The 23,274-nt window shown below is 72.4% G+C and carries 22 protein-coding genes; 13 read left to right on the forward strand and 9 right to left on the reverse strand.

Annotation, left to right across the window (positions count from 1 at the left end):
- Positions 1-434: 434 nt before the first annotated feature.
- Positions 435-1,328: a hypothetical protein gene (locus tag JNK12_14125; GenBank protein MBL8777075.1), complete on the reverse strand. Its 894-nt coding sequence runs from the start codon at positions 1,326-1,328 to the stop codon at positions 435-437.
- 68 nt (positions 1,329-1,396) lie between these two features.
- On the opposite strand from JNK12_14125, the gene JNK12_14130 reads away from it, so the two are divergent.
- Complete coding sequence (locus JNK12_14130; GenBank protein MBL8777076.1) at positions 1,397-2,716, forward strand: methyltransferase domain-containing protein; 1,320 nt, start codon at positions 1,397-1,399, stop codon at positions 2,714-2,716.
- Between the two features lie 18 nt (positions 2,717-2,734).
- On the opposite strand, the gene JNK12_14135 is transcribed toward JNK12_14130, so the two are convergent.
- Complete coding sequence (locus JNK12_14135; GenBank protein ID MBL8777077.1) at positions 2,735-3,643, reverse strand: cytochrome c oxidase assembly protein; 909 nt, start codon at positions 3,641-3,643, stop codon at positions 2,735-2,737.
- A gap of 62 nt (positions 3,644-3,705) precedes the next feature.
- Between JNK12_14135 and JNK12_14140 the strand changes: the two genes are divergently transcribed.
- The 4 genes from JNK12_14140 (at position 3,706) to JNK12_14155 (ending at position 7,508) form a co-directional block, all read left to right on the forward strand.
- Positions 3,706-4,338 (forward strand): heme-copper oxidase subunit III, encoded by a 633-nt coding sequence (locus JNK12_14140; protein MBL8777078.1) that lies wholly within the window; start codon positions 3,706-3,708, stop codon positions 4,336-4,338.
- A gap of 41 nt (positions 4,339-4,379) precedes the next feature.
- Entirely contained in the window at positions 4,380-5,171 is a 792-nt protein-coding gene (locus JNK12_14145) for a c-type cytochrome (GenBank protein ID MBL8777079.1), read from the forward strand.
- Complete coding sequence (locus tag JNK12_14150) at positions 5,164-6,102, forward strand: Rieske (2Fe-2S) protein (protein MBL8777080.1); 939 nt, start codon at positions 5,164-5,166, stop codon at positions 6,100-6,102. Before JNK12_14145 ends, JNK12_14150 begins: the two co-directional genes overlap by 8 nt.
- Positions 6,103-6,182: 80 nt before the next feature.
- The gene (locus JNK12_14155) at positions 6,183-7,508 is read left to right on the forward strand and encodes a ubiquinol-cytochrome c reductase cytochrome b subunit (GenBank protein MBL8777081.1); all 1,326 of its coding nucleotides are present in this window, start codon (positions 6,183-6,185) and stop codon (positions 7,506-7,508) included.
- On the opposite strand, the gene JNK12_14160 is transcribed toward JNK12_14155, so the two are convergent.
- The 5 genes from JNK12_14160 to JNK12_14180 all read right to left on the reverse strand — a co-directional run bounded on the left by JNK12_14160 (position 7,505) and on the right by JNK12_14180 (position 13,493).
- A complete protein-coding gene (locus JNK12_14160; GenBank protein ID MBL8777082.1) occupies positions 7,505-7,969 on the reverse strand; it encodes a hypothetical protein in 465 nt (154 codons plus the stop codon). The genes JNK12_14155 and JNK12_14160 overlap by 4 nt on opposite strands.
- Before the next feature lie 181 nt (positions 7,970-8,150).
- Complete coding sequence (locus JNK12_14165; GenBank protein MBL8777083.1) at positions 8,151-9,893, reverse strand: cation:proton antiporter; 1,743 nt, start codon at positions 9,891-9,893, stop codon at positions 8,151-8,153.
- Positions 9,890-10,252: a hypothetical protein gene (locus JNK12_14170; GenBank protein MBL8777084.1), complete on the reverse strand. Its 363-nt coding sequence runs from the start codon at positions 10,250-10,252 to the stop codon at positions 9,890-9,892. Before JNK12_14170 ends, JNK12_14165 begins: the two co-directional genes overlap by 4 nt.
- Positions 10,253-10,301: 49 nt before the next feature.
- Positions 10,302-11,807, reverse strand: coding sequence for a PQQ-binding-like beta-propeller repeat protein (locus JNK12_14175; GenBank protein ID MBL8777085.1), 1,506 nt, complete (start codon positions 11,805-11,807; stop codon positions 10,302-10,304).
- A gap of 81 nt (positions 11,808-11,888) precedes the next feature.
- Positions 11,889-13,493, reverse strand: coding sequence for a peptide chain release factor 3 (locus JNK12_14180; GenBank protein ID MBL8777086.1), 1,605 nt, complete (start codon positions 13,491-13,493; stop codon positions 11,889-11,891).
- A gap of 32 nt (positions 13,494-13,525) precedes the next feature.
- On the opposite strand from JNK12_14180, the gene JNK12_14185 reads away from it, so the two are divergent.
- The 4 genes from JNK12_14185 to JNK12_14200 all read left to right on the forward strand — a co-directional run bounded on the left by JNK12_14185 (position 13,526) and on the right by JNK12_14200 (position 16,275).
- Positions 13,526-13,885: a hypothetical protein gene (locus JNK12_14185; GenBank protein ID MBL8777087.1), complete on the forward strand. Its 360-nt coding sequence runs from the start codon at positions 13,526-13,528 to the stop codon at positions 13,883-13,885.
- 136 nt (positions 13,886-14,021) lie between these two features.
- On the forward strand, positions 14,022-14,462 hold the full coding sequence (locus tag JNK12_14190) for a hypothetical protein (GenBank protein ID MBL8777088.1): 441 nt from the start codon (positions 14,022-14,024) through the stop codon (positions 14,460-14,462).
- Between the two features lie 98 nt (positions 14,463-14,560).
- The gene (locus JNK12_14195; protein ID MBL8777089.1) at positions 14,561-15,091 is read left to right on the forward strand and encodes a cation:proton antiporter regulatory subunit; all 531 of its coding nucleotides are present in this window, start codon (positions 14,561-14,563) and stop codon (positions 15,089-15,091) included.
- A 23-nt stretch (positions 15,092-15,114) separates the two neighbouring features.
- Positions 15,115-16,275, forward strand: coding sequence for a cation:proton antiporter (locus JNK12_14200; GenBank protein MBL8777090.1), 1,161 nt, complete (start codon positions 15,115-15,117; stop codon positions 16,273-16,275).
- On the opposite strand, the gene JNK12_14205 is transcribed toward JNK12_14200, so the two are convergent.
- Positions 16,265-17,467: a beta-lactamase family protein gene (locus JNK12_14205; protein MBL8777091.1), complete on the reverse strand. Its 1,203-nt coding sequence runs from the start codon at positions 17,465-17,467 to the stop codon at positions 16,265-16,267. The two genes, JNK12_14200 and JNK12_14205, sit on opposite strands and share 11 nt — an antisense overlap.
- 109 nt (positions 17,468-17,576) lie before the next feature.
- Between JNK12_14205 and JNK12_14210 the strand changes: the two genes are divergently transcribed.
- Genes JNK12_14210 through JNK12_14220 form a run of 3 tightly spaced genes read left to right on the forward strand, consistent with a single transcriptional unit; the run spans position 17,577 to position 21,821 of the window.
- Positions 17,577-20,093: a hypothetical protein gene (locus JNK12_14210; GenBank protein ID MBL8777092.1), complete on the forward strand. Its 2,517-nt coding sequence runs from the start codon at positions 17,577-17,579 to the stop codon at positions 20,091-20,093.
- A 43-nt stretch (positions 20,094-20,136) separates the two neighbouring features.
- Positions 20,137-21,120 carry a hypothetical protein gene (locus JNK12_14215; protein ID MBL8777093.1) on the forward strand — a complete coding sequence of 328 codons (984 nt, stop codon included), beginning with the start codon at positions 20,137-20,139 and terminating at the stop codon, positions 21,118-21,120.
- 29 nt (positions 21,121-21,149) lie between these two features.
- Positions 21,150-21,821: a hypothetical protein gene (locus JNK12_14220; protein ID MBL8777094.1), complete on the forward strand. Its 672-nt coding sequence runs from the start codon at positions 21,150-21,152 to the stop codon at positions 21,819-21,821.
- A gap of 139 nt (positions 21,822-21,960) precedes the next feature.
- Here JNK12_14220 and JNK12_14225 read toward each other — a convergent pair whose 3' ends face one another.
- Positions 21,961-22,905 (reverse strand): hypothetical protein, encoded by a 945-nt coding sequence (locus JNK12_14225; GenBank protein ID MBL8777095.1) that lies wholly within the window; start codon positions 22,903-22,905, stop codon positions 21,961-21,963.
- A 111-nt stretch (positions 22,906-23,016) separates the two neighbouring features.
- Here JNK12_14225 and JNK12_14230 point away from each other — a divergent pair, with 111 nt between their 5' ends.
- Positions 23,017-23,274, forward strand: coding sequence for a DUF3387 domain-containing protein (locus tag JNK12_14230; protein ID MBL8777096.1), 258 nt, complete (start codon positions 23,017-23,019; stop codon positions 23,272-23,274).

A 23,274-nucleotide genomic window follows, 5' to 3' on the forward strand; every position in this document is an offset into this window, starting at 1 on the left:
GGATCACCGTGTACGCCACCTCGAGGGGCACCTGGTACTGGTACTGGCTGGGCACCTTGGTGGGGTCGTCGCCCTTGCGTCGGCGGTAGCGGAGGGCGGCGTAGATGATCAGTCCGTAGACGAGCAGGCCGATCACCGCGGCGGTGATCAGGAAGCCCTTCCACAGCGTCGTGAACTCGGCGCCCTGCTCGGTGACGGCCTCGGGGGCGCCGAGGTTGCCCGAGCATCCGGCGAGCACGAGGGCCAGGACGGCGACGAGTGCCACCCGGGTCCCGCGGCGCCCGGAGCCCCCTCCCGTCCTCACCCCGCCGACCTTAGGTGCTGGCCGCGGCGCCGGGCGGGCCTTCCTCCCCCCAGATCCCCGTTCCGGGTACGCGTATGTGTTCTCCAGAACACATACGCGTACCCAGAACGAGTGGAGCGGGCGGTCCGGGTCAGTCGGTGAACTCGAGGCCGCGGGGGAGGGGGGCGGTGGTGAGGGCGGCCACGAGGGAGTTGGCTTCCTCCTCGTCGATGTCGCCGCTGATCTGGATGTCGACGCGGGTGAACTCCTCGTCCTTGACCCGGGGTGCCATCAGCACCACCCGGTCCAAGGCGATGCCGGCGAGGCCGGAGTCGCACGGTGACTCGCGCCGCTTGCAGGCGCCGGCCATCTCGTTGAAGGCATCGATGCCATCGAAGGTGAGCACGAGGTCCACGGCGTAGTCGTCGTCGCGGTCCCCGTCCTGGTCGGGTGCGTTGACGGTGACCGTGGCGCGTTCGACGGCGGCGTTGGTGACGCCTCCCGGGGCGAGCGCGTAGCAGGCGACGATCTCGCCTTCGTCCTCGCCCGTCGTGGCGAGCTCGGGGTAGAGCGCGTCGTCGTCGGCGCCCTGGGCGGTCGGCGGGTCCTCGCACTGGCGGACCCCGGGCTGGCGGCGCACCGGGCGGATCTCGAGGCGTCCGGGCTCGGCCAGCAACTCCTCGATGGCCGGTCGGGCCAAGGGGCCGTCGCCGGGGTCGACGCGCACACCGGCGCCCTCGGGCACCCCGAACGCGGCCGTGTGGCCGGCGGCCGCCAGCCGGAGCTCGATGGCGTCGGCCAGCTCGGTCAGGTCGACGCCGCTGTTCTCGCCGGCCGAGACCACGAACGTGCCGTCCGGCACTGGCTCCGGGGACTCCGGCTCGACCGGCGCCTCGAGCACCGGCTCCGCCGCCGCCACCGTGGTGGTGGTGGGTGGTGGGGTCGAGGCGTCGCCGCCACCCCGCAGCTCGACGAAGGCGGCGATCAGCACGATCACCGGGAAGGTGCCCACCATCACCTTCCACGCCGGCCACTGCCGGTTCATCGCCCGCCCGCCTGGCACCGCATGGCGCCACGGTACCTGCGCCGGCGGCCTGGCCTAGCGTGCGGCCCATGGGGCGGACCGGCACGGTGAGCGTGCTCTTCACCGACATCGTGGGCTCGACCGAGCTGCTGGGCCGGCTCGGCGAGCGGGACTACGACGAGGTCCGCCGCCGTCACTTCACCGCGCTCCGCAAGGCGCTCGCCGACCACGACGGCACCGAGGTGAAGAACACCGGTGACGGCCTCATGGCGGTGTTCCGCAGCGCGGTCGACGCCGTGGAGTGCGCCGTGGCGATGCAGCGCGAAGCCCGCAACGTCATGACCGAGGGCCGGTCGGTGGCCATGCGGGTCGGGCTGTCGGCGGGCGAGGCCACCGAGGAGCAGGGCGACTGGTTCGGCGCGCCCGTGGTCGAAGCGGCCCGCCTCTGCGCCGCCGCCGGCACCGACGAGGCATGGGCCTCCCGGATCGTCGCCGTGCTGGTCGGCTCGCAGTCCGAGGTCCAGTTGGTCGAGGTCGGCCCCCAGACCCTGAAGGGGTTCGACCAGCCCGTCGACGTGGTGCGAGTCGAAGCGGCGGAGTTCGGGCGGGGCACGATGTACGCCGAGGTGGCCGCCCACGCCGGTGACCTCGGCCGGCGCCTGGTCGCCCAGCTCGACTACTGGGAGACCGTGCCCGGAATCCAGCAGGTGCGAGCCGAGGTGCTCGCCCGGCTCGGACCGAAGCCGGGTGACGTGATCGCCGACATCGGCTGCGGGGCCGGCACCGAGCTGATCCGGCTGGCACACCTCGTGGGGGCCGATGGCACGGCCATCGGAGTGGACCCGAGCGAGCCCATCCTGGAGGAGGCGGGTCGCCGGGCCGCCGATCAGAGCGTGGCCGTCGAGCTGGTGGTCCGCGACGGGCGCGACACCGGCCTGGCGGACGGGCGGTGCGACGCCGTGCGCTGCGAGCGGGTCGTCCAGCACGTCGGTGACGTCGGCGCGCTGGTCGACGAGGCCCGCCGCATCACCCGCCCCGGGGGGACGGTGGTGCTCGCCGACACCGACTGGGGCAGCCTGATGATCCACCCGGGCGACCCCGACCTGGTGCGGCGCATCAAGGGTCGCATGGAGGGTGGCCCGATGGCGCAGCCGTGGGCGGGCCGGCTGCTCCCGAAGGCCCTGCACGACGCCGGCCTCGTCGACGTGTCCCATCGGTTCTTCGCGGTCGATGCCCAACCGGGGGTGATGCTCGCCGTCTCGCCGGTGCTGGGACGCATGGTCGAGAACCGCGTCGCCGAGCAGTCCGAGCTCGACGGGCTCATCGCCGAGCTGGCGGAGGCGTACGCCGCCGGCGTCGGCGTCTGGGCCTTCACCATGGTGGTGGCCTCGGGCCGCGTCCCCGACTGAGCTCGCCGAGCCGCCGCTTCAGCGGGCGCCGGCGGTCCGGCGGGCGTCGTCGGCGGCGTCCAGGCGACGGGCCTCGCGCTCGTCGGCGCGCATCCACTGGTAGGCGACGATCCCCACGAGCACGACGCCGAGGAGGTCGCCGATCCCCCACATGAGGGCGGCCCCGGTGCGCTGGTCGGCCAGCGGTGACGCGCCCCAGTCGCGGCCGAGGCCCAGGTACCAGTCGGCGGCGACAGGCTCGCCGGCGCTGAGCAGGGCCAGGCCGAGCACGGCGTGGAAGGGCACGAGCAGCACCACCAGCAGCAGGCGCACGGGGTAGGCGAGCTGGCGCCCCGCCCGGGTGCGGCCCCACCCCGGGTCGAGGCCGATCACCGCCTCCGCGAACAGGCAGCCCACGACCAGCAGGTGCAGGTGCACCCAGCTGTGGACCACGCCGTTGCGCAGGGACAGCTCGTAGAGGTCGGTCAGGTACAGGCCGAGCATCGACGTCCCGAACAGCAGCCAGGCCGTCAGCGGGTGGGTGAGGAATCTCACGACCGGGTGCTGGAACACGCTGATCTGCCACCGTTGCGTGGGCCGGTGAGCGGCCTGGACGGCGAGGGTCATCGGCGCGCCGAGCACCAGGAGCAGGGGCGCCACCATGCTCAAGAGCAAGTGCTGCACGGCGTGCACGCTGAACAACGTGGTGTCGTAGCGGGCAAGGCCCGACTGGGTGGCGACCAGCACGACCGCGAGGCCGACCGCGAACGACACCGACCGGCCGGTGCGCCAGTGCCGACCGTGGTCGGCGAGGCGGCGCACCCCGACGACGTACCACCAGCCCGCGACGAGGGTGAGGACGAGCGGCACCGGGTCGAGGGTCCACCAGGTCGCGAGCCTCGCCGCGGACAGCGGGGGGACCACCGCCACCAGTGGACACCAGGGCACCCCTGCAACCTACTGCGGGACCGGGCCGCCCTCAGCGGGCAAGGGGGTGCTAGGAATGCGATGTGGAGGGGACCGCCGCGGTGGCCGCCGCGACCGACACCGATCAGGGCGGTGGACCGGGCCGCGACGAGGCCTGGGACGGCGACTTCGCCACGTCGGCGTCGCCTCTCGGCGTCGGCGTCATCGTGTGGCTGGCCTCGGAGGTCATGTTCTTCGCCGGCCTCTTCGCCGCCTACTTCGTGCTGCGCTCCGACACCGACCCGTGGCCGCCGGCGGGCGTCGACCTCGACATCCCCCGCGCGGTGCTGTCCACCGTCCTGCTGCTCACCTCCAGCGCCACCATGCACCTGGCGGTCCGCGCCGCCGAGCGGGGGGACCACCGCAGGGTCGGCCGATGGCTGGCCGTCACCCTCACCTTGGGGACCCTCTTCCTGGTGAACCTCGGCCTCGAGTGGGCCGGCCTCGACTTCTCGCTGGACACCGACGCCTACGGCACCAGCTACTACCTCATCACCGGGTTCCACGGCCTCCACGTCCTCGGCGGCTTGATCCTCATGATCGCGGTGGCCGCCCTCGTGCTGGGCCGCGACAGCGGGGCACCCGTCGGCCCGTCGGTGGCGGTCACGGGCTACTACTGGCACTTCGTCGACGTGGTGTGGGTCTTCGTGTTCGCCACCCTCTACCTCCTGCAATGAGCTCGCGGGCGACGAAGCCGTCGATCCGACGTCGCCCAGCGGTGGGGGCCGTCGCCTCCGTGGTGGCCGTCACCGCCCTCGGGCTGCTCCTCTGGCAACCCGCTCAGGCCCAGTCGCCCACCACCACGACCGCACCCTCGACGACCGCGCCCTCCACGACCGCCGCCCCGACCGGGCCCGACGACCTCGTCGCCATCGGCGAGCAGCTCTTCGACACGGGGTGCGTGAGCTGCCACGGCCAGGGCGGCGTGGGCACCGCCGACGGACCGAGCCTCCTCGGGGCGGGGGAGGCCGCCGCCGACTTCATGCTGCGCACCGGCCGCATGCCCCTCGCCGACCCCCAGGGTCAGTCGCCCAGCAAGCCCCCCGCCTACAGCGACCAGGAGATCCAGGCCCTCGTCGCCTACGTCGGGTCGCTGGGCCAGGGCACCCCGATCCCGCAGATCGACGTCGAGGCGGGAGACCTCGTCGAGGGTGGCGAGATCTTCCGCGCCAACTGCGCCGCGTGCCACGGCGCCGCCGGTGTGGGTGGTGCGCTCAGCTACGGCAACTACGCCCCCTCGCTGCACGACGTGGGCGAGGTGCAGATCGCCGAGGCCGTGCGGGTGGGCCCCGGCCAGATGCCCGTGTTCGACGAGGACGTGTTCGACGAGCACCAACTGAACTCGCTGGTGGCCTACGTGGTCTACCTCCAGGACCCGGCCGACCCCGGCGGCTTCTCCCTCGGTCGGGTCGGCCCGGTCGCCGAGGGCTACCTCATCTGGGTGGTCGGCATCAGCGTGGTGCTCGTGTTCGTACGTTGGATCACCCGCCGGAGGACCAGTCATGACTGACCACGCCGACGAGACGAGCGAGACCGGCGGGCAGGGCGTCCCGGCCGGCGAGCCCCTGGTGGTCGAGACCGACGATGACCGCCGCCGGGTCGAGCGCGACCGGGGCCAGCTCGCTCCGGCGGTCTGCTTCGGGGCCAGCATCCTGGCCGCGTTGGGCCTCGCCGTCGTCTACGCGGAGGGGGGCCAGAACCAGGCCGAGGGCGTGCTCTTGGCCATCGCCCTCGGAGGCATCGGCATCGGCCTCGTGCTGTGGGCGCAGCGCTTCATGCCCGAAGGCCCCGACAGTGAGCCACGCGGCCGCATCGGGTCGACCCGCGAGGACCAAGAGGCCTTCGTGGCCGACTTCGCCACGGGCAGTCGCACCTTCGGCCGCCGTCACCTGCTCACCAAGATGCTGTTCGGCGCCGTCGCCGCACTCGGCGTCGCTGCCCTCTTTCCCATCCGTTCGCTGGGCCCCCGTCCCGGTCGCGGCCTCAAGTCGACGCCCTACGCCGACGGCGTCCGACTGGTCACCGAGGACGGCGAGCCCGTCCGCCCCGACGACCCGGGCGTCGGCGGGGTGATCACCGCGTTCCCCGAGGGCCACGTCGGCGACGAGACCGCGCAGACGCTGCTCATCCGTCTTCAACCCGGGGAGCTCGAGCCCGAGCCGGGGCGTGAGGACTGGACCGTCAACAACGTGGTCGCCTACTCGAAGGTGTGCACGCACGCCGGCTGCCCGGTAGGCCTCTTCGAGGCACAGCGGGGCGAACTGCTCTGCCCCTGCCACCAGTCGACGTTCGACGTGCTGCACGGCGCCACCCCGGTGTTCGGGCCGGCCACCCGCCCGCTCCCGCAGTTGCCCCTCGGCACCGACGACGACGGCAACCTCATCGCCACCGGCGACTTCAGCGGCCCCGTCGGGCCCGGCTTCTGGGACATCAACACGTGAGCGCCGAGGCCGAGGTCGAACCCGGCGGCGCGGAACCCGACGACGCCGCCGGCCCGAAGGGGTCCCGCGCCGGCCGGACCATCCGCTGGTTCGACGATCGCCTCGGCGTCGCCCGCACCGGCCGCACCCTGCTCGACAAGATCTTCCCCAACCACTGGTCGTTCCTGCTGGGCGAGATCGCCCTCTACTCCTTCATCGTCCTGTTGGCCACGGGCGTCTACCTCACCTTCTTCTTCGACGCCTCCGCCGCACCGGTCACCTACGACGGCAGCTACGCCCCCCTCCAGGGCGTGCAGGTGAGCGCGGCCTACAACTCGGTGCTCGACCTCAGCTTCGACGTGCGCGCCGGCCTGATGATGCGCCAGGTCCACCACTGGGCGGCCCTGCTCTTCCTCGCCGCCATCGTCGTGCACATCTCCCGGGTGTTCTTCACCGGCGCCTTCCGCCGCCCCCGCGAGATCAACTGGGTGGTGGGCTGCACGCTGCTGGTGCTCGCCCTGGGCAACGGCTTCGCCGGCTACTCGCTCCTCGACGACCAGCTCTCGGGCACGGGCATCCGCATCGCCGACTCGGTGATCCTGTCCATCCCGGTGGCCGGCACCTGGATCTCGTCGCTGCTGTTCGGCGGCGACTTCCCGGGCACCGAGATCATCCCCCGCCTCTTCATCATCCACGTGCTTTTGCTGCCGGCGGCCATCGTCATCCTCCTGGCCGCGCACCTCGGCATCCTCGTGCGCCACAAGCACACGCACTTCGCCGGCGACGGCGCCACCGAGGACAACGTGGTGGGCGAGCGGGTCTGGCCCACCTACGCGGCCAAGGCCGGCGGCGTCTTCTTCCTCACCGCCGCGCTCCTGTGCCTGCTCGGGGGCCTGTTCCAGATCAATCCGGTCTGGCTCTTCGGGCCCTTCGAGGTCGAGAACGTCAGCTCGGCCAGCCAGCCGGACTGGTACATCGGCTGGCTCGAGGGGTCGCTGCGGCTCATGCCGCCGTGGGAGATCAGTCTCGGCGACTACCTCATCCCCAACCCGTTCTTCCCCGGCGTGCTCCTGCCGGGGGTCACGTTCCTGCTCCTCTACGCATGGCCCTGGATCGAGGCCCACTTCACGAAGGACCACGCGCCCCACCACATCCTCGACCGGCCCCGCGACCGGCCGCTGCGCACCGCCCTCGGCGTCGCCACCTTGACCTTCTACGTGGTGCTGTTCGCCGCCGGCGCCACCGACGTGCTGGCCGTGACCTTCGGCCTCTCGGTCAACCGCATCGTGTGGACCTTCCGGGCGCTGCTCCTCGTGGCCCCGGTGGCGGCCGCCTTCGTCGCCAACCGCCTGTGTCACGAGCTGCAACGCCGTGATGGCCCCGTCGTGGCATCGGTCGAAGCGGCGGCGGAGGCCGCCGCGCCCTAGCCCTGCCCGGCCTGGAAGGCGGTGTAGGCGAGGCCGGCGATCCCGATCAGCGTCGTGATGAACGCGAAGTAGAAGACCCGGACCTGGGCCCCGATCTCCCCTCGGAGCAGGCCGAGCTCGGAGAGCATCCGTCCTTCCATCTGGACGATCCGGTTCTCGAGTTGCCCGATCCTGTCCTCGAGTTGCCCGATCCTGTCCTCGAGTTGCCCGACCCGGTTCTCGAGTTGCCCGACGCGGTTCTCGAGTTGCCCGACCCGGTTCTCGAGTTGCCCGACCCTGCCCTCGAGGACGACAAAGCGCCCATCCAGCCCGGTGAAGTCAGAGCGCAGCTCGGCGAGCTGCTCGTGCACGTCGGCCCGCAGCTCGGTCATCTCGTTGCGGAGCTCGGCTCGGACCAGCTCGATGCGCAGTGTCAGCCGCTCCTCGAGGCCCTGGAGATCGACCGCGTCCAAGCCGGCCATCAGCAGGTCGGCTCCCCGGTTCCCGAGCGCATCGCGCGCCAGCTCTCGTAGTTCGTCACGTTCTGCAGCACTGATCGACATGGGTTCGCTCCCGATGTTCGGTGGTTCCATCGGGGAGCGATGACGGTCGGCTCCCGAGCCGTGGCCGGAGGGTAACCCGGCGCCACGGCGAAGGGAAGGGTCAAGCAGGGCGGTCGACGAGGGCGATGAGGGTGTCGTCGGCGCCCACCTCGGAGGGCGCACGGCGCAGGTGGACGCCGCCGCTGGCGGTCACCGTGGCGAGCAGCACGGCACCGGCGGGCAGCGGCGCGGTGACCTCGCACACCACGGCACCGGCGGCGTGGCGTCGCCCGAGGTCGTCGCGCGATGCGTGCCCGCGGAACGCCGGCGCGGTGGCCCGCAAGGGGGTGAGGCCCTCGACCGCCTCGGGTGCCTCCCGAGGGACGGTGAGGACGTGGCGGCGGCCGAAGCGCTCGACGAGATCGGGCTCGAACAGGGTGAGGGGCACCCCGTGGTCGAGCGAGACGATCGCGCGCGCCGCCGGAGTGGTCTCGATGGCCTCGCGTACTCGGTGCACCCCGTCGGCCAAGGAGACCGTGACCACCGACTCGGGACGCTCGTCCGGCGCGAGAGGCGTGGTGGTCACCAGCAGCACGTCGACCCCTGCGCCACTGAGGCAGGCGGCGAACGCCCGCAGCCAGGGGTCGTCGCCCACGAGGGTGACCCCCGTGGGCGCAGGCTCGGCCACCCCGAGGCCTTTGGCCACGGCCTTCGCGGTGAGGCCGTAGATCAGCCCGCAGCCGAGGATCACCCCGAAGGTGACGGGAAGGAGGAAGTCGGCCTCGAAGCCGGCGGCGTTCAGCGACACGGTGAAGGTGGTGGCGGTGGCCGCGGCCACGACGCCGCGCGGGTCCATCCAGGCGATCATGGCCCGGTCCCGCCACGGCACCTGGGTCCGCGCCAGGGAGGCCGCGACCGTGATCGGCCGCACCACGAGCACCAGTGTGACGGTGATGCCGACGACGGGCCACAGGTAGCGGCCGAGGTCGTCGAGTTTCACCAGCGCACCGAGGGTGATGAACAGGGTGCCGATGATCAGCACCTCGAGGGTCTCGCCGAAGCCCTGGATGCGGTCGGTGGCGACGGTGCGTTGGTTGGCCACGAGCACCCCCATGGCCACGGTCGCGAACAGGCCCGCCTCCGAGGCCAGGAGCTCGGCGACCGCGTACGCGCCGGCGGCCAGCATCAGCGCCACCGCCGCCTCCATGTCGTCGGTCAGCCAGAACCGCGACATCAACGCGATGAGGACGAGCGCGGCGACGGTGCCGGCGGCGACCCCGATCACGAACCGGCCGCCCATCCCGACACCAGGGTGGATGCCTCCCCGGTCGGCGGCGAGCACGAGGTTGAGCACCATGACGCCGACGGTGGCGCCGAGGGGGTCGAGGGTGGTGCCCTCCCAGCGCAGGATGCTGGCGGTCGGGTGGCGGGGCCGGACGACGTCGAGCAGGGGGCCGACGACGGTGGGACCCGAGACGACCAGCACCGCGCCGGCCACGATCGCCAACTGCGGGTCGACGTCGAGGAAGAGCAGGGCGGAGGCCACCGCGCCGGCCAAGGTCACGGCGAGGCCGATCGTCACCAGGCGGATGACCGCGCCGGTGGCTTCGGAGGGCAGGTCGGCGAGGCGGAGCTGGGTGGCGGCCTGGAACAGCAACAGGGCCACGAGCAGGGTGACGAGCGGGCTGAGCAGGTCGCCGAAGAGCTCCTCCGGCTTCACCAGGCCGAGCACGTCCCCGGCCAGCAGCCCGGCGGGCAGCAGGAGCAGCAGGGACGGGATGCCCACCCGCCGGGCGATCCACTGGGCCCCGACCCCGAACACGACGATGGTCGCGAGCCCGATGGTCGCCTCGTCGGCGCTCACCCGCCGGTGCCTCCCTCGTCGACCGCCCGCACCTTCGGGTCCTTCGGCGTGCGGGTCCGGTCCCAGCGCATCCGCCCGTCCCGAGGGTGCACCTGCTCGGGGTGCCCCTCGGCGACGTCCACCTTGAAGCGGGCGCCGTCGACCACCTTCGGGACCGTGCCGGCGTCCACCGTCCAGGCCGTGGTCACCTCGTAGGCGCCGGCGATCGTGCGGTCACCGGTGGGCTCGACGAGGAGCCGCAATCGCAGCGACGTCGCCGACTGCTGGGACTGCACGACCGACGAACCGACCTCCACCACCGTGGCCCTCGCCGGCCGGCGTACCTCCGGCGGGGTCGACCGGCGCTTCCAGAACCGCACCCGGCGATCGTAGGAGCACGGTGGCCGTCGACGGCCGATGGGGCGTCGGTCAGGCGTCGCCGATGGCGAAGAAGAGACCGGCGCGGGTGCCGACGTAGAGGCGGCCCTTCCAGACCGCCGGCGTGGATTCGATGCAGCCGCCGAGCTCGAGGGTCCACAGCTCGGGCGGGTCCGCCCGCGGGTTCGACACGTCGTAGGCGTGGAGGAAGCCGTTGCAGTCGCCCTGGATCAACACGTCGTCGACCACGACGGGGGACTGCCAGGTGGGGCCGGGCAGCGACTTCTCCCAGAGGATCTGGCCGTTCGACCGGTCGATGCCGAGGAGTCGGCCCCCGTTGGTGGGCACGATCAGCGTGCCCCGGTGGATGGCCGGGGTGGCCCACACGCCGGCGGGGTTGGCGCCCATGTCGGGGATCGACCACACCAGCGGGTCGTCCGGCTTGGTGGGGTCGAGCTTCATGATCTGGCCCACCTCGGCCGAGCGGGCGGTGCTCCGCTCGTACTCCGAGGCGACGTAGAGCATCCCCTCGTCGTCGATCACGACGCTGGCGTCGGTGTCGTCGCCGGTCCAGAAGCGGAAGGTGCGGGTGACCGCCGACGGCCCGGCGCCGCCGGGGAGCAGGGGGCCGATGTCCCAGCCCTGCACGAGACCGCCCGAGTTGGCGAAATAGGCGGTGTTGCCCGAGATGGCCACCGAGTTCTCGATCGACACCGACGTGTCGCCGATGTCGGCCAGCAACTGGTCGTCCCAGCCCGGCGTGTTGAAGATCAGCTGCGGGGCGACCGTGACGGGGTCGGCCTCGCTGGTGCCGCCGGCCCGGTTCAGCTTCACGACGTGGAACTGGCTGTTCTCGCCGCCCTCGAAGAGGTGGTCGTCGATGACGAGGCCCGAACCGTCCCAGTCGTTGTTCCACATGGTGGGGCTGACGGCGTCTGCGCTCAGCGACCACAGCTCCTGCACCGGGTTCCGGTCGATGGCCAGCGCCCGGTAGTAGTTGTCGCGCGAGCCGGTGTAGACGATCGGGTAGCCGTCGGGGTCGACGGTCACCGAGCCCTTGATGATGTCGCCGGTGGGGAACGGCGGGCGCAGGTCGGCGCCGGTGGCGGCGTCGAGGAAGTGCACGGCCCGGTCGTAGGCCCCGAAGACCACCCAGGTCACCCCGTTGCGCTCGAACACCGCCGGCTGGCCGGTCCACCCCGAGCCGCACCACACCCGGGTCTCGTCGCCCTCGCTCGACTCGGAGCACATGGCCGACCCCGGGTAGCTCCACAGCACCTGCGGGTTCGTGGGGACCGGGCCCTGCCCGTAGTAGGTGCGGGTGGGGTTCCCCCGGAAGGTGAGGAGCCCCGGCACGGTGTCGCCGTAGGGCTGGCCCGACGACGCCGGGTCGACCCACCCCTCGAACGGCGGCGCCGTGGTGGTGGTCGGCGCCGCCGTCGTGGCGGGCGCGGCGGCGCTGGTCGTCGTGGCGGCGTCCTCCCCGCCGGGCCGATCCGCCCCACCGCCGGCCCCGCACGCGGCGGCGATCAGCGCGATGCCGACGAGCGTTGCCAAAGCACGGAAACGGAGGATGGACCGCAGGCTAACGCCCGGTCCCGGCCCGTCTTCTCCGGCCGCCCGGTAGGCCTCGGTGGGTCAGGCGCCGCCCTCGGCGACGAGGCGGTCGAGCACCAACTCGGGCTGCTCGCGCTCGACGCGCTCGAGCCAGTACTGGCTCTCGAAGAGGGCGTAGCGGGTGCCGTCGGCGCGCTTGAGGACGTCGACGCCCTGCATGGCGGTGAGCACCGGCTCGCTGGCTTCGTCGGTGCGGCGGGCCACCCGGTAGCTGGTGCGGTTCAGCTCGACGGGGGCACCGAACTCGTTCTCGAGGCGGTGGGTGGCCACCTCGAACTGCATGGGGCCGACCGCGGCGAGCAGGGGCGCCTGGTCGCCGGTGTCGTCGGCGCGCAGCACCTGCACCACGCCCTCCTCGTCGAGCTGGGCGATGCCCCGGCGGAACTGCTTGAAGCGCCCGGTGTCGCGCACGCGGGCCACGGCGAAGTGCTCGGGGGCGAAGCTGGGGATGCGGGGGAACTCGACGGGCTCGTCGAGGTAGAGCGAATCGCCCACGCGCACGTCGGTGGCGTTGACGAGACCGACCACGTCGCCGGGGAAGGCCTCTTCGAGGGTCTCGCGCTCCTGGCCGAACACCTGGTGGGCGTACTTGGTGGCGAAGGGCTTGCCCGTGGGGCCGTGGGTGACGACCATGCCCCGCTCGAACCGGCCCGAGCACACCCGGAAGAAGGCGATGCGGTCGCGGTGGGACGGGTCCATGTTGGCCTGCACCTTGAACACGAAGCCCGAGAAGGGCGAGTCGAGGCCGCGGGGCACGCCGTCGGCGTCCTCCCGGGGGGAGGGGGACGGCACCAGGTCGACGATCGCGTCGAGCAGCTTGCGTACCCCGAAGTTGGTGAGGGCCGAGCCGAAGAACACCGGGCTGGTCTCGCCGGCGAGGAACGACTTGGCGTCGTGGTCGGCGCCCACCTCGGCGAGCAGGCCGAGCTCCTCCTCGGCGGCGGTCCACGCCAGTCCCTCGTCGATGCGGGCCTGCTCGGCGGACACCTCTTCCTCCGGCGCCTCGGTGCTGCCCCGGGCGGTGCGGGTGAAGCGGGTGAAGCCGATCTCGCCGGCGCCCTCGCCGCCGAGGGCCCGGTCGGCAACTCCTCGGAAATCGCCGGCGATGCCCACGGGCCAGGTCACGGGCGTCGGGACGATGGAGAGCTTCGACTCGATCTCGTCGATCAGCTCGAGGGCGTCGCGCCCCGGTCGGTCCCACTTGTTGATGAAGCTGAGCAGCGGCAGGTTGCGCTGGCGGCACACCTCGAACAGCTTCAGGGTCTGGGGCTCGATGCCCTTGGCCGCGTCGAGCACCATCACCGCGGCGTCGGCGGCCGCCAGGACGCGGTACGTGTCCTCGGAGAAGTCGCGGTGACCGGGGGTGTCGAGCAGGTTGACCACGCAGTCCCGGTAGGGGAACTGCATCACCGTCGACGTGATGGAGATGCCCCGCTGCTGCTCGAGGGCCATCCAGTCCGACGTGGCCGAGCGCCGCTCACCTTTGGCCTTCACCGCGCCGGCCTCCTTGGCCAGGGCGCCACCGTAGAGGAGGAACTTCTCGGTGAGGGTGGTCTTGCCGGCGTCGGGGTGGGAGATGATGGCGAAGGTGCGCCGGCGCGCCGCCTCCGCGCTGGCCGCGGTCACCCGCTCAGGCTACCGGTACCCTGGTGAAGGTCATGCCGCTGCGACGCCTTCGCCTCGCACCGCTCGTGCTGGCCGTCGTCGCCCTTCTGGCGCTCGGCTGGGGTGTCGGTGCCGCCCCCGGGTGGACGACGCACGGCGTGGCGAGCGGCACCGAGCTGGTCGCCTCCGTGCACCTGGAGGCCCCCGCGATCACCGCCGGCGCGGAGGAACGGCTCGACAGCCGGGCCCAGCGCCTGGCGAAGTCACGATGGACCCCCTTGGCGGCGGTCGCCGCCGCCGCCCTGGTGGGTGTCGGCGCGCTCCGTCGTCGACACCACGGCGACCTTCTCGTCCTCCTGGCACCCGCCGGGCACGGATCGACCGTCCGCGGTCGCGCGCCACCGCGCTCCTGACGCACGCGCCCTGATCCGCTGCCCCGACCGCCGGGGCGGCCGCTCGACCCGTGACCAGATCGACCCGTGACCAGGAGGTCCCGATGCCGCACCGCTGTGCTGCTCTTCACGTTCCCCGACCCGCCGGGCGGCGGCGATGACCCGCGCACCCACCATCGACCGCGAGCTCGGCGCCCCACGGAGCTGGTCGCCGCGTCCCGTCCACCTCCTGTGGGTGCTCGCCGGCGCCGTGGTGCTCGCCGCAGGCCTGCTCCTCGCGCCGCTCCTGCGCATGCCCGCCCACGTGGACGCCATCGCGTTCACGAACCCCACGCCCTACGACATCACCATCGCCGCCAACGACGGCGACGACACGGACTGGACGCCGGTGGGCACCGTCGAGGCGGGCGAGTCCGTCACCTTCGAGCGCGTCTACGACCAGGGCGACCAGTGGGTCTTCCGCTTCTCGTCCCAGGGGCGCGATGCCGGAGAGCTGGCTCGGTCCCGGACACAGCTCGAAGAAGACGGTTGGCAGGTCCCCATCCCGGCCTCGGTGGGAGCCACCCTCCGCGCCGACGGTGCGCCCGAGCCCCGCTGACCGCACCACTTCCCGAGCGTCCACGCGCGCCCCGCGCGTCGCCTCCCCCCGGTGGCTGCCGCCGCCGTCCCCCCCCACGACCTCCCGAGGAGGCCTCCGTGCCTGCACCTTCCGAGCCCAACCGTCCGATGCCACGCCCGCGTGCCGCCGGCGGCGAGATCACCGAGGTGGCCCTGCCCGGCATCGGCCACCGCTACGACCTGCCTGCGGACGAGGGCGGCGACGTGGCCGTGATCATCCACCACTCGGGTCGTCGTGACCTCTACCTCCTCGACCAGGGGTCGCGTCGCGCCTCGGTGGCCCTGAGCGACGCCCAGGCCCGGACCCTCGGGGCGATCCTGGGCGGCGCGTACTTCACGCCCTCGGTGGTCGAGGAGATCGAGGCCGTGATCGACGACCTCCTCATCGACTGGGTGACGCTCGACGAGGCGTCGCCCGGCGCCGGCCGGTCGATCGCCGAGCTCGAGGTCCGCTCCGCCACCCGGATGACCATCGCCGCCATCCTCCGCGACCACCAGTCCCTGGTCGCGCCGGAGCCCAGCGAGGTGCTGCGTCCGGGTGACCGGCTCGTGGTCATCGGGCGCCCGGAGGATCTCGCCGGCTTCCGCCGGCACGTCGTCAGGAGCTGAGCATGGGCGACCTCCTCGTTGCCATCGGCGGGGCGCTGCTGGCCGCGGGTCTCCTCGCACGCGTCGGTCGGCGCATCGGTCTGCCGACCATTCCGTTCTTCATGGCCGCCGGCATCATCTTCGGCCCCAACACCCCTGGGATCGCCCTGGTCGAGGATCCCCACGACCTCGAGCTGCTCGCCGCCCTCGGTCTGGTCCTCCTGCTGTTCCACCTCGGCCTCGAGTTCAGCCTCGACGACCTCGCCGCCGGAGGCCGCCGCCTTCTCGGTATCGGTGCGATCTACCTGCTGCTCAACGTGGGCGGAGGGCTGCTCTTCGGGCTCGCGCTCGGCTGGGGCACCAGCGAGGCGCTCGTCATCGCCGGTGCGGTCGGGATCTCCTCCTCGGCCATCGTCACCAAGCTGCTGGTCGAGCTGCACCGCCTGGCCAACCCCGAGAGCCGTCTGATCCTCGGGGTCATCGTGGTGGAGGACCTCTTCCTCGCCCTCTACCTGGCGCTGCTCGCCCCCGTGCTGGGCTCGGCGGACGGGCCCGCAGAGGCCGCCATCGAGTTCGCCACGGCCTTCGCCTTCCTCGTCGCGCTGGTGACCTTCGCCCGCTTCGGCAGCGGCCTCGCCGGCCGGTTGGTGGCCAGCCGGGACGACGAGCTCCTGACCATCTCGTTCCTCGGCTTCGCCGTGCTGGTGGCCGGCGTGGCCGCCGAGCTGGGGGTCTCCGACGCCATCGGTGCCTTCCTCGCCGGCCTGGTGCTGGCCGAGACGGTCGTGGCCGGCCGGATCGAGCGCCTCGTACTGCCCCTGCGGGACGCGTTCGCCGCCCTCTTCTTCTTCACCTTCGGCCTGACCATCGACCCCGCCGACGCCGGCGCGGTCGCGCTGCCCGTGGCCATCGCGGTGCTGCTGTCGGTGGTGCTGAACCTGGCCGCGGGTCTGATCGCCGCCCGCATCGAGGGGCTCGACCGGCTGGCGGCCGCCAACGTGGGTTTCACCATCCTGGGGCGGGGCGAGTTCTCGCTGATCCTGGCCACCCTCGGCGTGGCCGCCGGCCTCGACGAGCGCATCGGACCCTTCGTGGCGCTCTACGTGCTGGTGCTCGCCGTGCTCGGCCCCGTGCTCGCCGCCCGCTCGGAGGGCCTGGCCCGTCTCCTGCCGTCCCGCCTGTTGCCGTCGAAGGTCAGAGGATGACGGGAGGGCGGCCGCCGATGGCCTCGTAGCAGGCCTCGGTGAGGCCGACGGTGCGGGCGTCGCCGATCATGTTCGGCATCAGGTGGTTCATCACGTAGCCGTATCCGATGCCGGCGTCGGGGTCGGCGAAGCCCATCGACCCGCCCGTGCCCGTGTGGCCGAACCCCCGAGGGCCGCCGTAGCTGCTGAACGCCGAGGACAGGAAGAAGCCCAGGCCGAGGGCGGTCTCGAAGAACATGACCGCGTCGGGCCCGGTGGTCTGGCGCTCGATGGCCTTGTCGACCTGTGCCTCGGAGAGCAGGCGGATGCCGTCGACCTCGCCGATGGTCGCGGCATAGACGCGGGCCAGCGCGCGTGCGTTGGTGACGCCGTTCGCCGCGGGGATCTCGGCCTGCAGGACCCGCGGGTCGTCGAACATCGACAGGTCGATCATGCCCTCGGTGCCCCCGAACAGCTCGGGGCAGGGGGTGCGCAGCGCCTTGCCGGTGATGCTGTCGGGCCCGAGCACCTGCTCGATGATCATGCGCACGTTCTCGTTGTCGGGCAGGTCGATGGGCACCAGCGGCGCCACCTGGCCGAGGCGGTCCTCGGGAACGCCGATCCACAGATCGACGCCCAGCGGTCCGGCGATGTTCTCGGCCACGTAGGCGCCGACGCCCTGGCCGCTGACGCGGCGAATGAGCTCGCCCACCAACCAACCGAAGGTGGTGGCGTGGTAGCCGTGCTGGGTGCCCGGCTCCCAGATCGGGGCCTGGGCGGCGAGGGCCTCGACCACCGGATCCCAGCTCAAGGTCTCGTCGACGGTGAGGTTGACGTCGAGGACGGGCAGGCCGGCCTTGTGGCACAGCAGCCAGCGCACCGGAAGCTCGTCCTTGCCCGCCTGGGCGAACTCGGGCCAGTACGTGGCCACGGGCGCGTCGGGGTCGAGGCGGCCCGCGTCGATGAGCTGGTTGGCGGCGATGGCCACGATGCCCTTCGTGGTCGAGAACACCAGCTGGCAGGTGTCCTCCTCGTACCGGCGGCCGGTGGCGGGGTCGGCCACGCCGCCCCACAGGTCCACCACCTTCTCGCCGCGGTGGTAGAGGCAGAAGGAGGCGCCCACCTCGCCATGGCTGTCGAAGTTGGCCGCGAAGGCCTCCCGGACGCCGTCGAACCCCGCCGCCACGTACCCGTCGATGTCGGCCACGGCCATCTCCCTGCCTCGTCCGGCGCCGCCGCCGGTCCCGTCGAATCCAGCGCCGACGGTAGGCGATGCGGGCGCGTCGCTCAGTCGCGGGGCGCGGACGCCCGAAAGGAAGACCGTGGGATCCCGCCCCCGCCCCCCTGCCGCGCGCCGCCAGCGTCGTCGCTGGCGTGTCGTCGCGGTGGCGTGCGCGCTCGTGGTGGTGTCCCGATCGGGCCCGGACACCATCGGAGGGGCCACGGCCGACGTCGGGGGCGACCACCTCACCGCCAGCGGCGTGGAGGTGGGCGACAGCCTCGACTTCTACGACTACGGCGATGCCACCGCGGTGAGCGCGCCCGGCGACACGGCCTGGGCGGACGGCGCCTTCGCCGGAGCCCGCTCGGACCTCGTCCCCGACACCCTCACCCTCGACCACTACGGCACGGTCCCGGCCGACCCGGCTGAGCCCTGGTGGGACGACGCCTGGCGCTCACGCCGGTGCTTCGACGTGGACCACACCGCGGCCGGGGCGACCACCGAGGACGGCTACCAGGTGCGGGTGCTGATCGACACCCAGACCGCCATCGCCGCAGGTGAGCTCGACGTCGGCGCCGAGGACCTCCGGGCCGCCCGCCACGACGGGTCCGGGTTCGTCGACCTGGACCTCTGGGTCGAGCCCGGCACCCTCGACAGCCTGGCCACCGCGGTCTGGGTGCAGCTCGACCAGCTCACCGCCGGCGTCACCACGGATCTGTGCTTGTACTGGAACAACCCCGATCCCGTCAGTCCGGCGAGCGACCAGGCCGCGGTGTTCTCGTACGACAGCGCGCAGACCCTCTACTACACGGTCAGCGACGCCTACGGGCCCGGCGCCGACCGCGTGGACGTGGCCCCCCTCCTCGCCGGTACCCAGATCAGCCTCGACGGGGCGCCGGCGCTCACCGCCGGCGCCGGCGAGGTCGTGAGCTTCACCGGGAACGGGCCCGACTCGTCGTACGCCACGACCGGCCCGATCTCCGGCGTCGGCGTGGACGACGGGCAGGACGGCCTGGTCCCCGCCGCCTTTGCAGGCACGACCTTCGTGGTGCCCACCGACCGGGACGCCCAGACCTTCTCGGTGCGCTCGCCGTGGGCGAGCAGCGACATCGAGATCCTCGATGGCAGCACGCCGGCGGCGAGCCTCACGGTGGCTCCGGGCGAGGGCTCCGTCACCGTGGCCGCCGACGTCACGGCCCCGCATGCCGCGGTGGTGCGGTCGACCAACGGCGTGCCCTTCCTCCTCACCCACCGCTCGGACGTGGGGGGTGACGCCGTCGTCGGCGTGCCCGCCACCACCGACGACCTCGTCGGGGTGCAGAGCCAGCAGGCCCGTCTGGGGTATGGCGCCGCCGGCGGCGACGGAGACGTCCAGCGCTCGGACGGAACCGAGGAGCTGGTTTCGGGCACGCCGGATGCGTCCGACGTCTTCGGTCCCAGCCCCGCGGCCGGCGCCGGGCCGGGCGTGCGCATCACCGCCCTCGATGCTGCGAGCGGCGCCCTCCAGCAGGACGACGGCGACGGCGGCGAGTCGACCTCGTTCTGGCCCGTCGGCGAGCTGGGGGACCGGTACCTCCTGCCCTTCGACGCGGAACACGTCGTGGTGGTCTGCCCGGTCGCGGGCACCGAGATCAGCATCGGCGGCGCGCCGGCGGTGGCCTGCGCCGGGGCCGACTTCGGCGGGGACTTCATCGGGCGCGCCGTCGACGCCACGGGCTGGACGGTCACCACCGACGCCGTGTCGGTGGCCTCGACCGGTGGGGAGCCGTTCTGGCTGAGCTTCGACCGCGGCTCCGGCACCGGCGCCGAGGACGAGGTGCAGGTCGGCTCGTGGCGGCAAGCGCGGCAGGTGACGTTCCCCGCCCCTTCGCTGACGGCTCGCCCCGAGGAGGGGCGCTTCCGTCCTGCGGGGCGGTGGGACTCGGCGCCAGTCGACACCGGGGCCGACGGCGTGTTCGGCCTGCTGCGGTGGGCGGCCGCCGTTCCCGCCGACACCGCGGTGCGGTTCCAGTTGGCCTCGGGTGCGTCGCAACTCGCCAGCGTCCTGTCCCCGTTCGTCGGACCCGACGGCACCGCCGGGACCTACTACACCGCCAGCGCGACACCGGCCGCCTACGACCACGACTTCGACCGGTGGGTGCGCATCCGTGCCGACCTCATCAGCACCGATCCCACAGCCACGCCCGAGGTCGGCTCGATCACCCTCGACACCCGCCTCGCCGAGCTGGGGAGCACCCTCGACGATCCCACCATCCTCGCCGTCACCAGTCCCGCCGGCGTGCCCACCAGCACGTGGGTGGCCCGCGTCCACACGTCGGCTCCGACCTTCGCCGGCAGCACCACGACCCTGCGCAGTGCCAACGCGCCGGTGGTCCCCGGGGTCGACGCCGCCACCGTCGCGTTCGCCCGTCCGGACGCCACCGAGGTGATCGTGGCCGCCGAGACCGTGATCCAGCCGACCGGCCCGCCCATCGCGTTCGCCGCCGACGAACCGCACTCGATCGTCGTCGACAGCACCGTCAGTGCCCCGTCGACGTTCGACCTGACGTGGTCGACCCTCGTGGGCGGCTCGTCGCCGGTGGTCGAGCACCGGTTCCGCCTCGAGCTCTCCGGCTGAGGCATTTGGACCCTCGACCTCAGGGGGCCGGTCCGAGGCACCGATGGAGAGAGCAGTGTCGTTCTCGATGGAGCACCTCGACGACCGTCCCCGGTCGGCTCCCCCGGGTCGGACCGCGCCCGAGGACATCAACTGGTTCCCCCTCGTCCGGGCCGCCTTCCTCGCTGCCCTCACGGCGTTCCTGGTGAAGCTGGTGTCGCTGGGGTTCTTCGCCAACCGGCGGGACATCAGCCTCGAGGTGCAGTTCTGGAAGGGCTTCATCCCCCACCTGAGCATGCAGACCCCGCCGGCGGACTTCGCCCAGATCGTCACGGCGTCGACCATGGTGATGGCGGTCGTCAGCACGGTGGTCTTCGCGGCGATGGTGCTGCGCCCGAACGCCGACAAGATGGTCGTCTGGGGCTGGTTCATGGGGGTGTTCGTCACCTTCGAGACCCTCTGTCTCGAGCTCCTGCGCCACGTCCTCGAGCCGCCGGTGGTCGACCCGACGACGGTTTGGCGCACCGCCATCCCCCTGACCGCAGGCGCAGCCATCGCGGTGGTCTACAGCGTGGTCAGCCGCGAACCGGTCGCCGCACCGGCGTCCGTCGTCGCCCGTCGGACCACGATGATCGATGGTCCGGACGGCGCGCGGTCGGTCGACACCCGACCGGCGGCGTTCCAGGGCGCCCCGGCCGCCGCGGTCGAGGTCCCCCCCGCGCCGGTGGCCCCCGCTCCCGCCCCCGGCTGGACGCCACCTCCCATGCCTCCCCCCGCCGCTCCTGTGCCGGTCGGCGCCGGCGTCAGCGCCGCCCTGGCCGCCGCGGCGGTCCCCAACCGGGTGGTCGACACCCGCCGCCCCGCCGCCGGCGCCGAACTCGATCCCGCCGACCTGCCCCCGATCCGGAACCCGCAGCCCCGCCCCGCGGCCGACGTGGGACCGGCGCCCATCGTCGACACGCGTCCGGCCGCGCAACGGGCAGCCGACCCCGAGACCGCTGGGTCAAACGGCCTATCAACCCGCTCTCCCCTCACGTCGAAGGACTGAGGGCAGATCCCAATCTCGGAGGAACCATCGTGAGCACCAGCGACCAGAAGCGGCGGATGACATTGCGAGGCGCCGTGGCCGCGATCCTCGCGATCGCAGTGGCCACACCGGTCCTCGCCGCCGTGTTGATCCAGAACTTCATGGCGGCCGACATCGAGGCCGTGGCGGCCTGCTTCACCAAGGTCGAGGGGTCGGACGCCACGACCTACGCCGCCCCCGCCGCCGACCCGTACGCCAACGTCGACACCACCAGTACGGTCTCGGCCAACGGCATCGACTTCCTGCAGGAGCAGGTGACGGTGAAGGGCTACGACGGTGACCGCACGATCTACACCGACGTCGTCCGCTACCAGAACAACTGCGACAACCCGCTGTCGGTGCAGCTCATCCTCGAAGACGACGTCGCCGGCAACCCGCGGGTCGAGAACTGGGGCGCCGGCGACCTCGCCACCGCCATCTACCTGAGCGACGTGCCCGTCACCATCGGCGGCCCGGCCAACGGCGGCACCGACCTGGTGACCAACTGGGACGGCTCGCCCATCTTCGTCGACGGCAACGCCAACGTGGTCAACGCCCAGACCGGCTCGGTGGTCATCGACCCGGGCGAAGAGGTCATCAGCGCCTTCCGCATCGACGTGAGCGACGGCAGCCAGGGCACCACCGGCACCCTCCGCTACACGGCGGTCGCCACCGTCCAGTAGCGACCGGCTTCACCAAGCCCGCCACGGGCAACGAGCACGAACGATGGGGCCGCCCTCCGGGGCGGCCCCTCGTCGTTCGTGTCGTCTGCTGGTCGTGACGGTCAGGGCGTTCGGCGCCGGCACGTTCCTCGCAGTGGCGTCAGGTCGTCGCGCACCTGCCGCGCTGCTGGTAGTCGGCGAAGACGCTGGCGAGCTCGTCGCGCCCGCTCTCGAGGTTCTGCTGGAGGGAGAGGGCGGCCTGGTAGCCGGTCGGGTCGTCCGTCCCTGCAGCCAGGTCGGCCTGCATCGCCCTCACTTTGGGCGCCATGACCGTGACCGCTTGCTGGTAGGCCTGGGAAGCGTCCCCCATCATCGCCTGGAGGCACGTCGCCTGGGGATCAGAGTCGAACGCGGAGCGGATCTGGTCCATGAGGTTCTCGAGGCCCGTGACGGTCGACTGGTAGCTCGATTCGAGCTGGGCGACCTCGGCACCGGTGGGCTGGACCGCAACGGGCGTGACCGGGTGGCTCTTGCCCGAGTCGATGAAGAGAGCGGCGGCATCGAAGGTGGCCGGCACCTCCCCGTCGTTGCGGGCCAGGTAGGTGCCGAGGCCGGCGTGGTCGGCGAGGCGCTCGGGCTCGACCTCGGGGATGACGGTCGCGGTGAAGGTGAGCTCGTCGGTGCTGTCGTCCCACACCGGGTCGGTCAGCTCGACGATGGCCAGGTCGCCGTCCTCGTCGGCGTCGGCGATCTCGAGGGCGGCGTTGGGCGGGTCGTCCCGATCGAAGAACAGGGGGAGGAAGTCCTCCATGGCGCTGGTGCCCGCCTCTCGGTGGGGGCGGTCGGTGAACCAGATGCCCGAGGGCTGCACCCCGGTCAGGGTGAGGGTGTCGTCCTCGAACGTGCCGCCGCTGCCGTTGACGACCCCGAGCAGTGGCACGTTCGGAGGCGGGGTGCCGGCGCTGGTGAGAGTCGCCGTCTCGCCAGGTGCGCCGGTCGCGGCGGCGCCGCCCTCGTCGGGGTCGTCGGAGCTGCACGAGACCAGCCCCGCGGCCACCGTCGCGAGCAAGCAGGCTGCCGCCGCCAGACGCGTCCTGGTTCCCATCGCCATGCCCCTCCGTCGCCGTGCCAGGGCGCCGGGTGCCCGGGTCGGAGGCGACTCTATCCCTGGCGCGATCGACGCAGGCGGCGGGTGTAAGCGCCCGACGACGCCGAACTGGCCTTCTACGACGCGGACTGCCAGAACGACTCGGCCATAGAGGTGATGGGCAACGACGTCCTTGCCGCCATCGCCCGCGATCTCGTCAAGGCCATCAAGGAGTCCGCCACCATCGACTGGAACCTCAAGGAGTCAGTCCGGGCGGCGATGCGGGCCAAGGTCCGCCGCCTCGCCAAGTACGAGTACCCGCCGGACAAGGAAGAGCGAGCCATCGAGCTCGCCCTCGAGCAGGCCGAGGTCCTGGCGGCGGCGTAG

The sequence above is a fragment of the Acidimicrobiales bacterium genome, assembly GCA_016794585.1.
Taxonomy (GTDB): domain Bacteria; phylum Actinomycetota; class Acidimicrobiia; order Acidimicrobiales; family DATDAH01; genus JAEUJM01.

What these genes read in the sequence shown, in the direction of transcription:
- JNK12_14130 (MBL8777076.1), top strand. Translation starts at nt 1,397, where the DNA reads ATGGGGCGGACCGGCACGGTGAGCGTGCTCTTCACCGACATCGTGGGC.
- JNK12_14185 (MBL8777087.1), top strand. Translation starts at nt 13,526, where the DNA reads ATGCCGCTGCGACGCCTTCGCCTCGCACCGCTCGTGCTGGCCGTCGTC.
- JNK12_14160 (MBL8777082.1), bottom strand. Translation starts at nt 7,969, where the DNA reads ATGGCCGGCTTGGACGCGGTCGATCTCCAGGGCCTCGAGGAGCGGCTG.
- JNK12_14150 (MBL8777080.1), top strand. Translation starts at nt 5,164, where the DNA reads ATGACTGACCACGCCGACGAGACGAGCGAGACCGGCGGGCAGGGCGTC.
- JNK12_14205 (MBL8777091.1), bottom strand. Translation starts at nt 17,467, where the DNA reads ATGGCCGTGGCCGACATCGACGGGTACGTGGCGGCGGGGTTCGACGGC.
- JNK12_14125 (MBL8777075.1), bottom strand. Translation starts at nt 1,328, where the DNA reads ATGAACCGGCAGTGGCCGGCGTGGAAGGTGATGGTGGGCACCTTCCCG.
- JNK12_14225 (MBL8777095.1), bottom strand. Translation starts at nt 22,905, where the DNA reads ATGGGAACCAGGACGCGTCTGGCGGCGGCAGCCTGCTTGCTCGCGACG.
- JNK12_14215 (MBL8777093.1), top strand. Translation starts at nt 20,137, where the DNA reads ATGGAGAGAGCAGTGTCGTTCTCGATGGAGCACCTCGACGACCGTCCC.
- JNK12_14190 (MBL8777088.1), top strand. Translation starts at nt 14,022, where the DNA reads ATGACCCGCGCACCCACCATCGACCGCGAGCTCGGCGCCCCACGGAGC.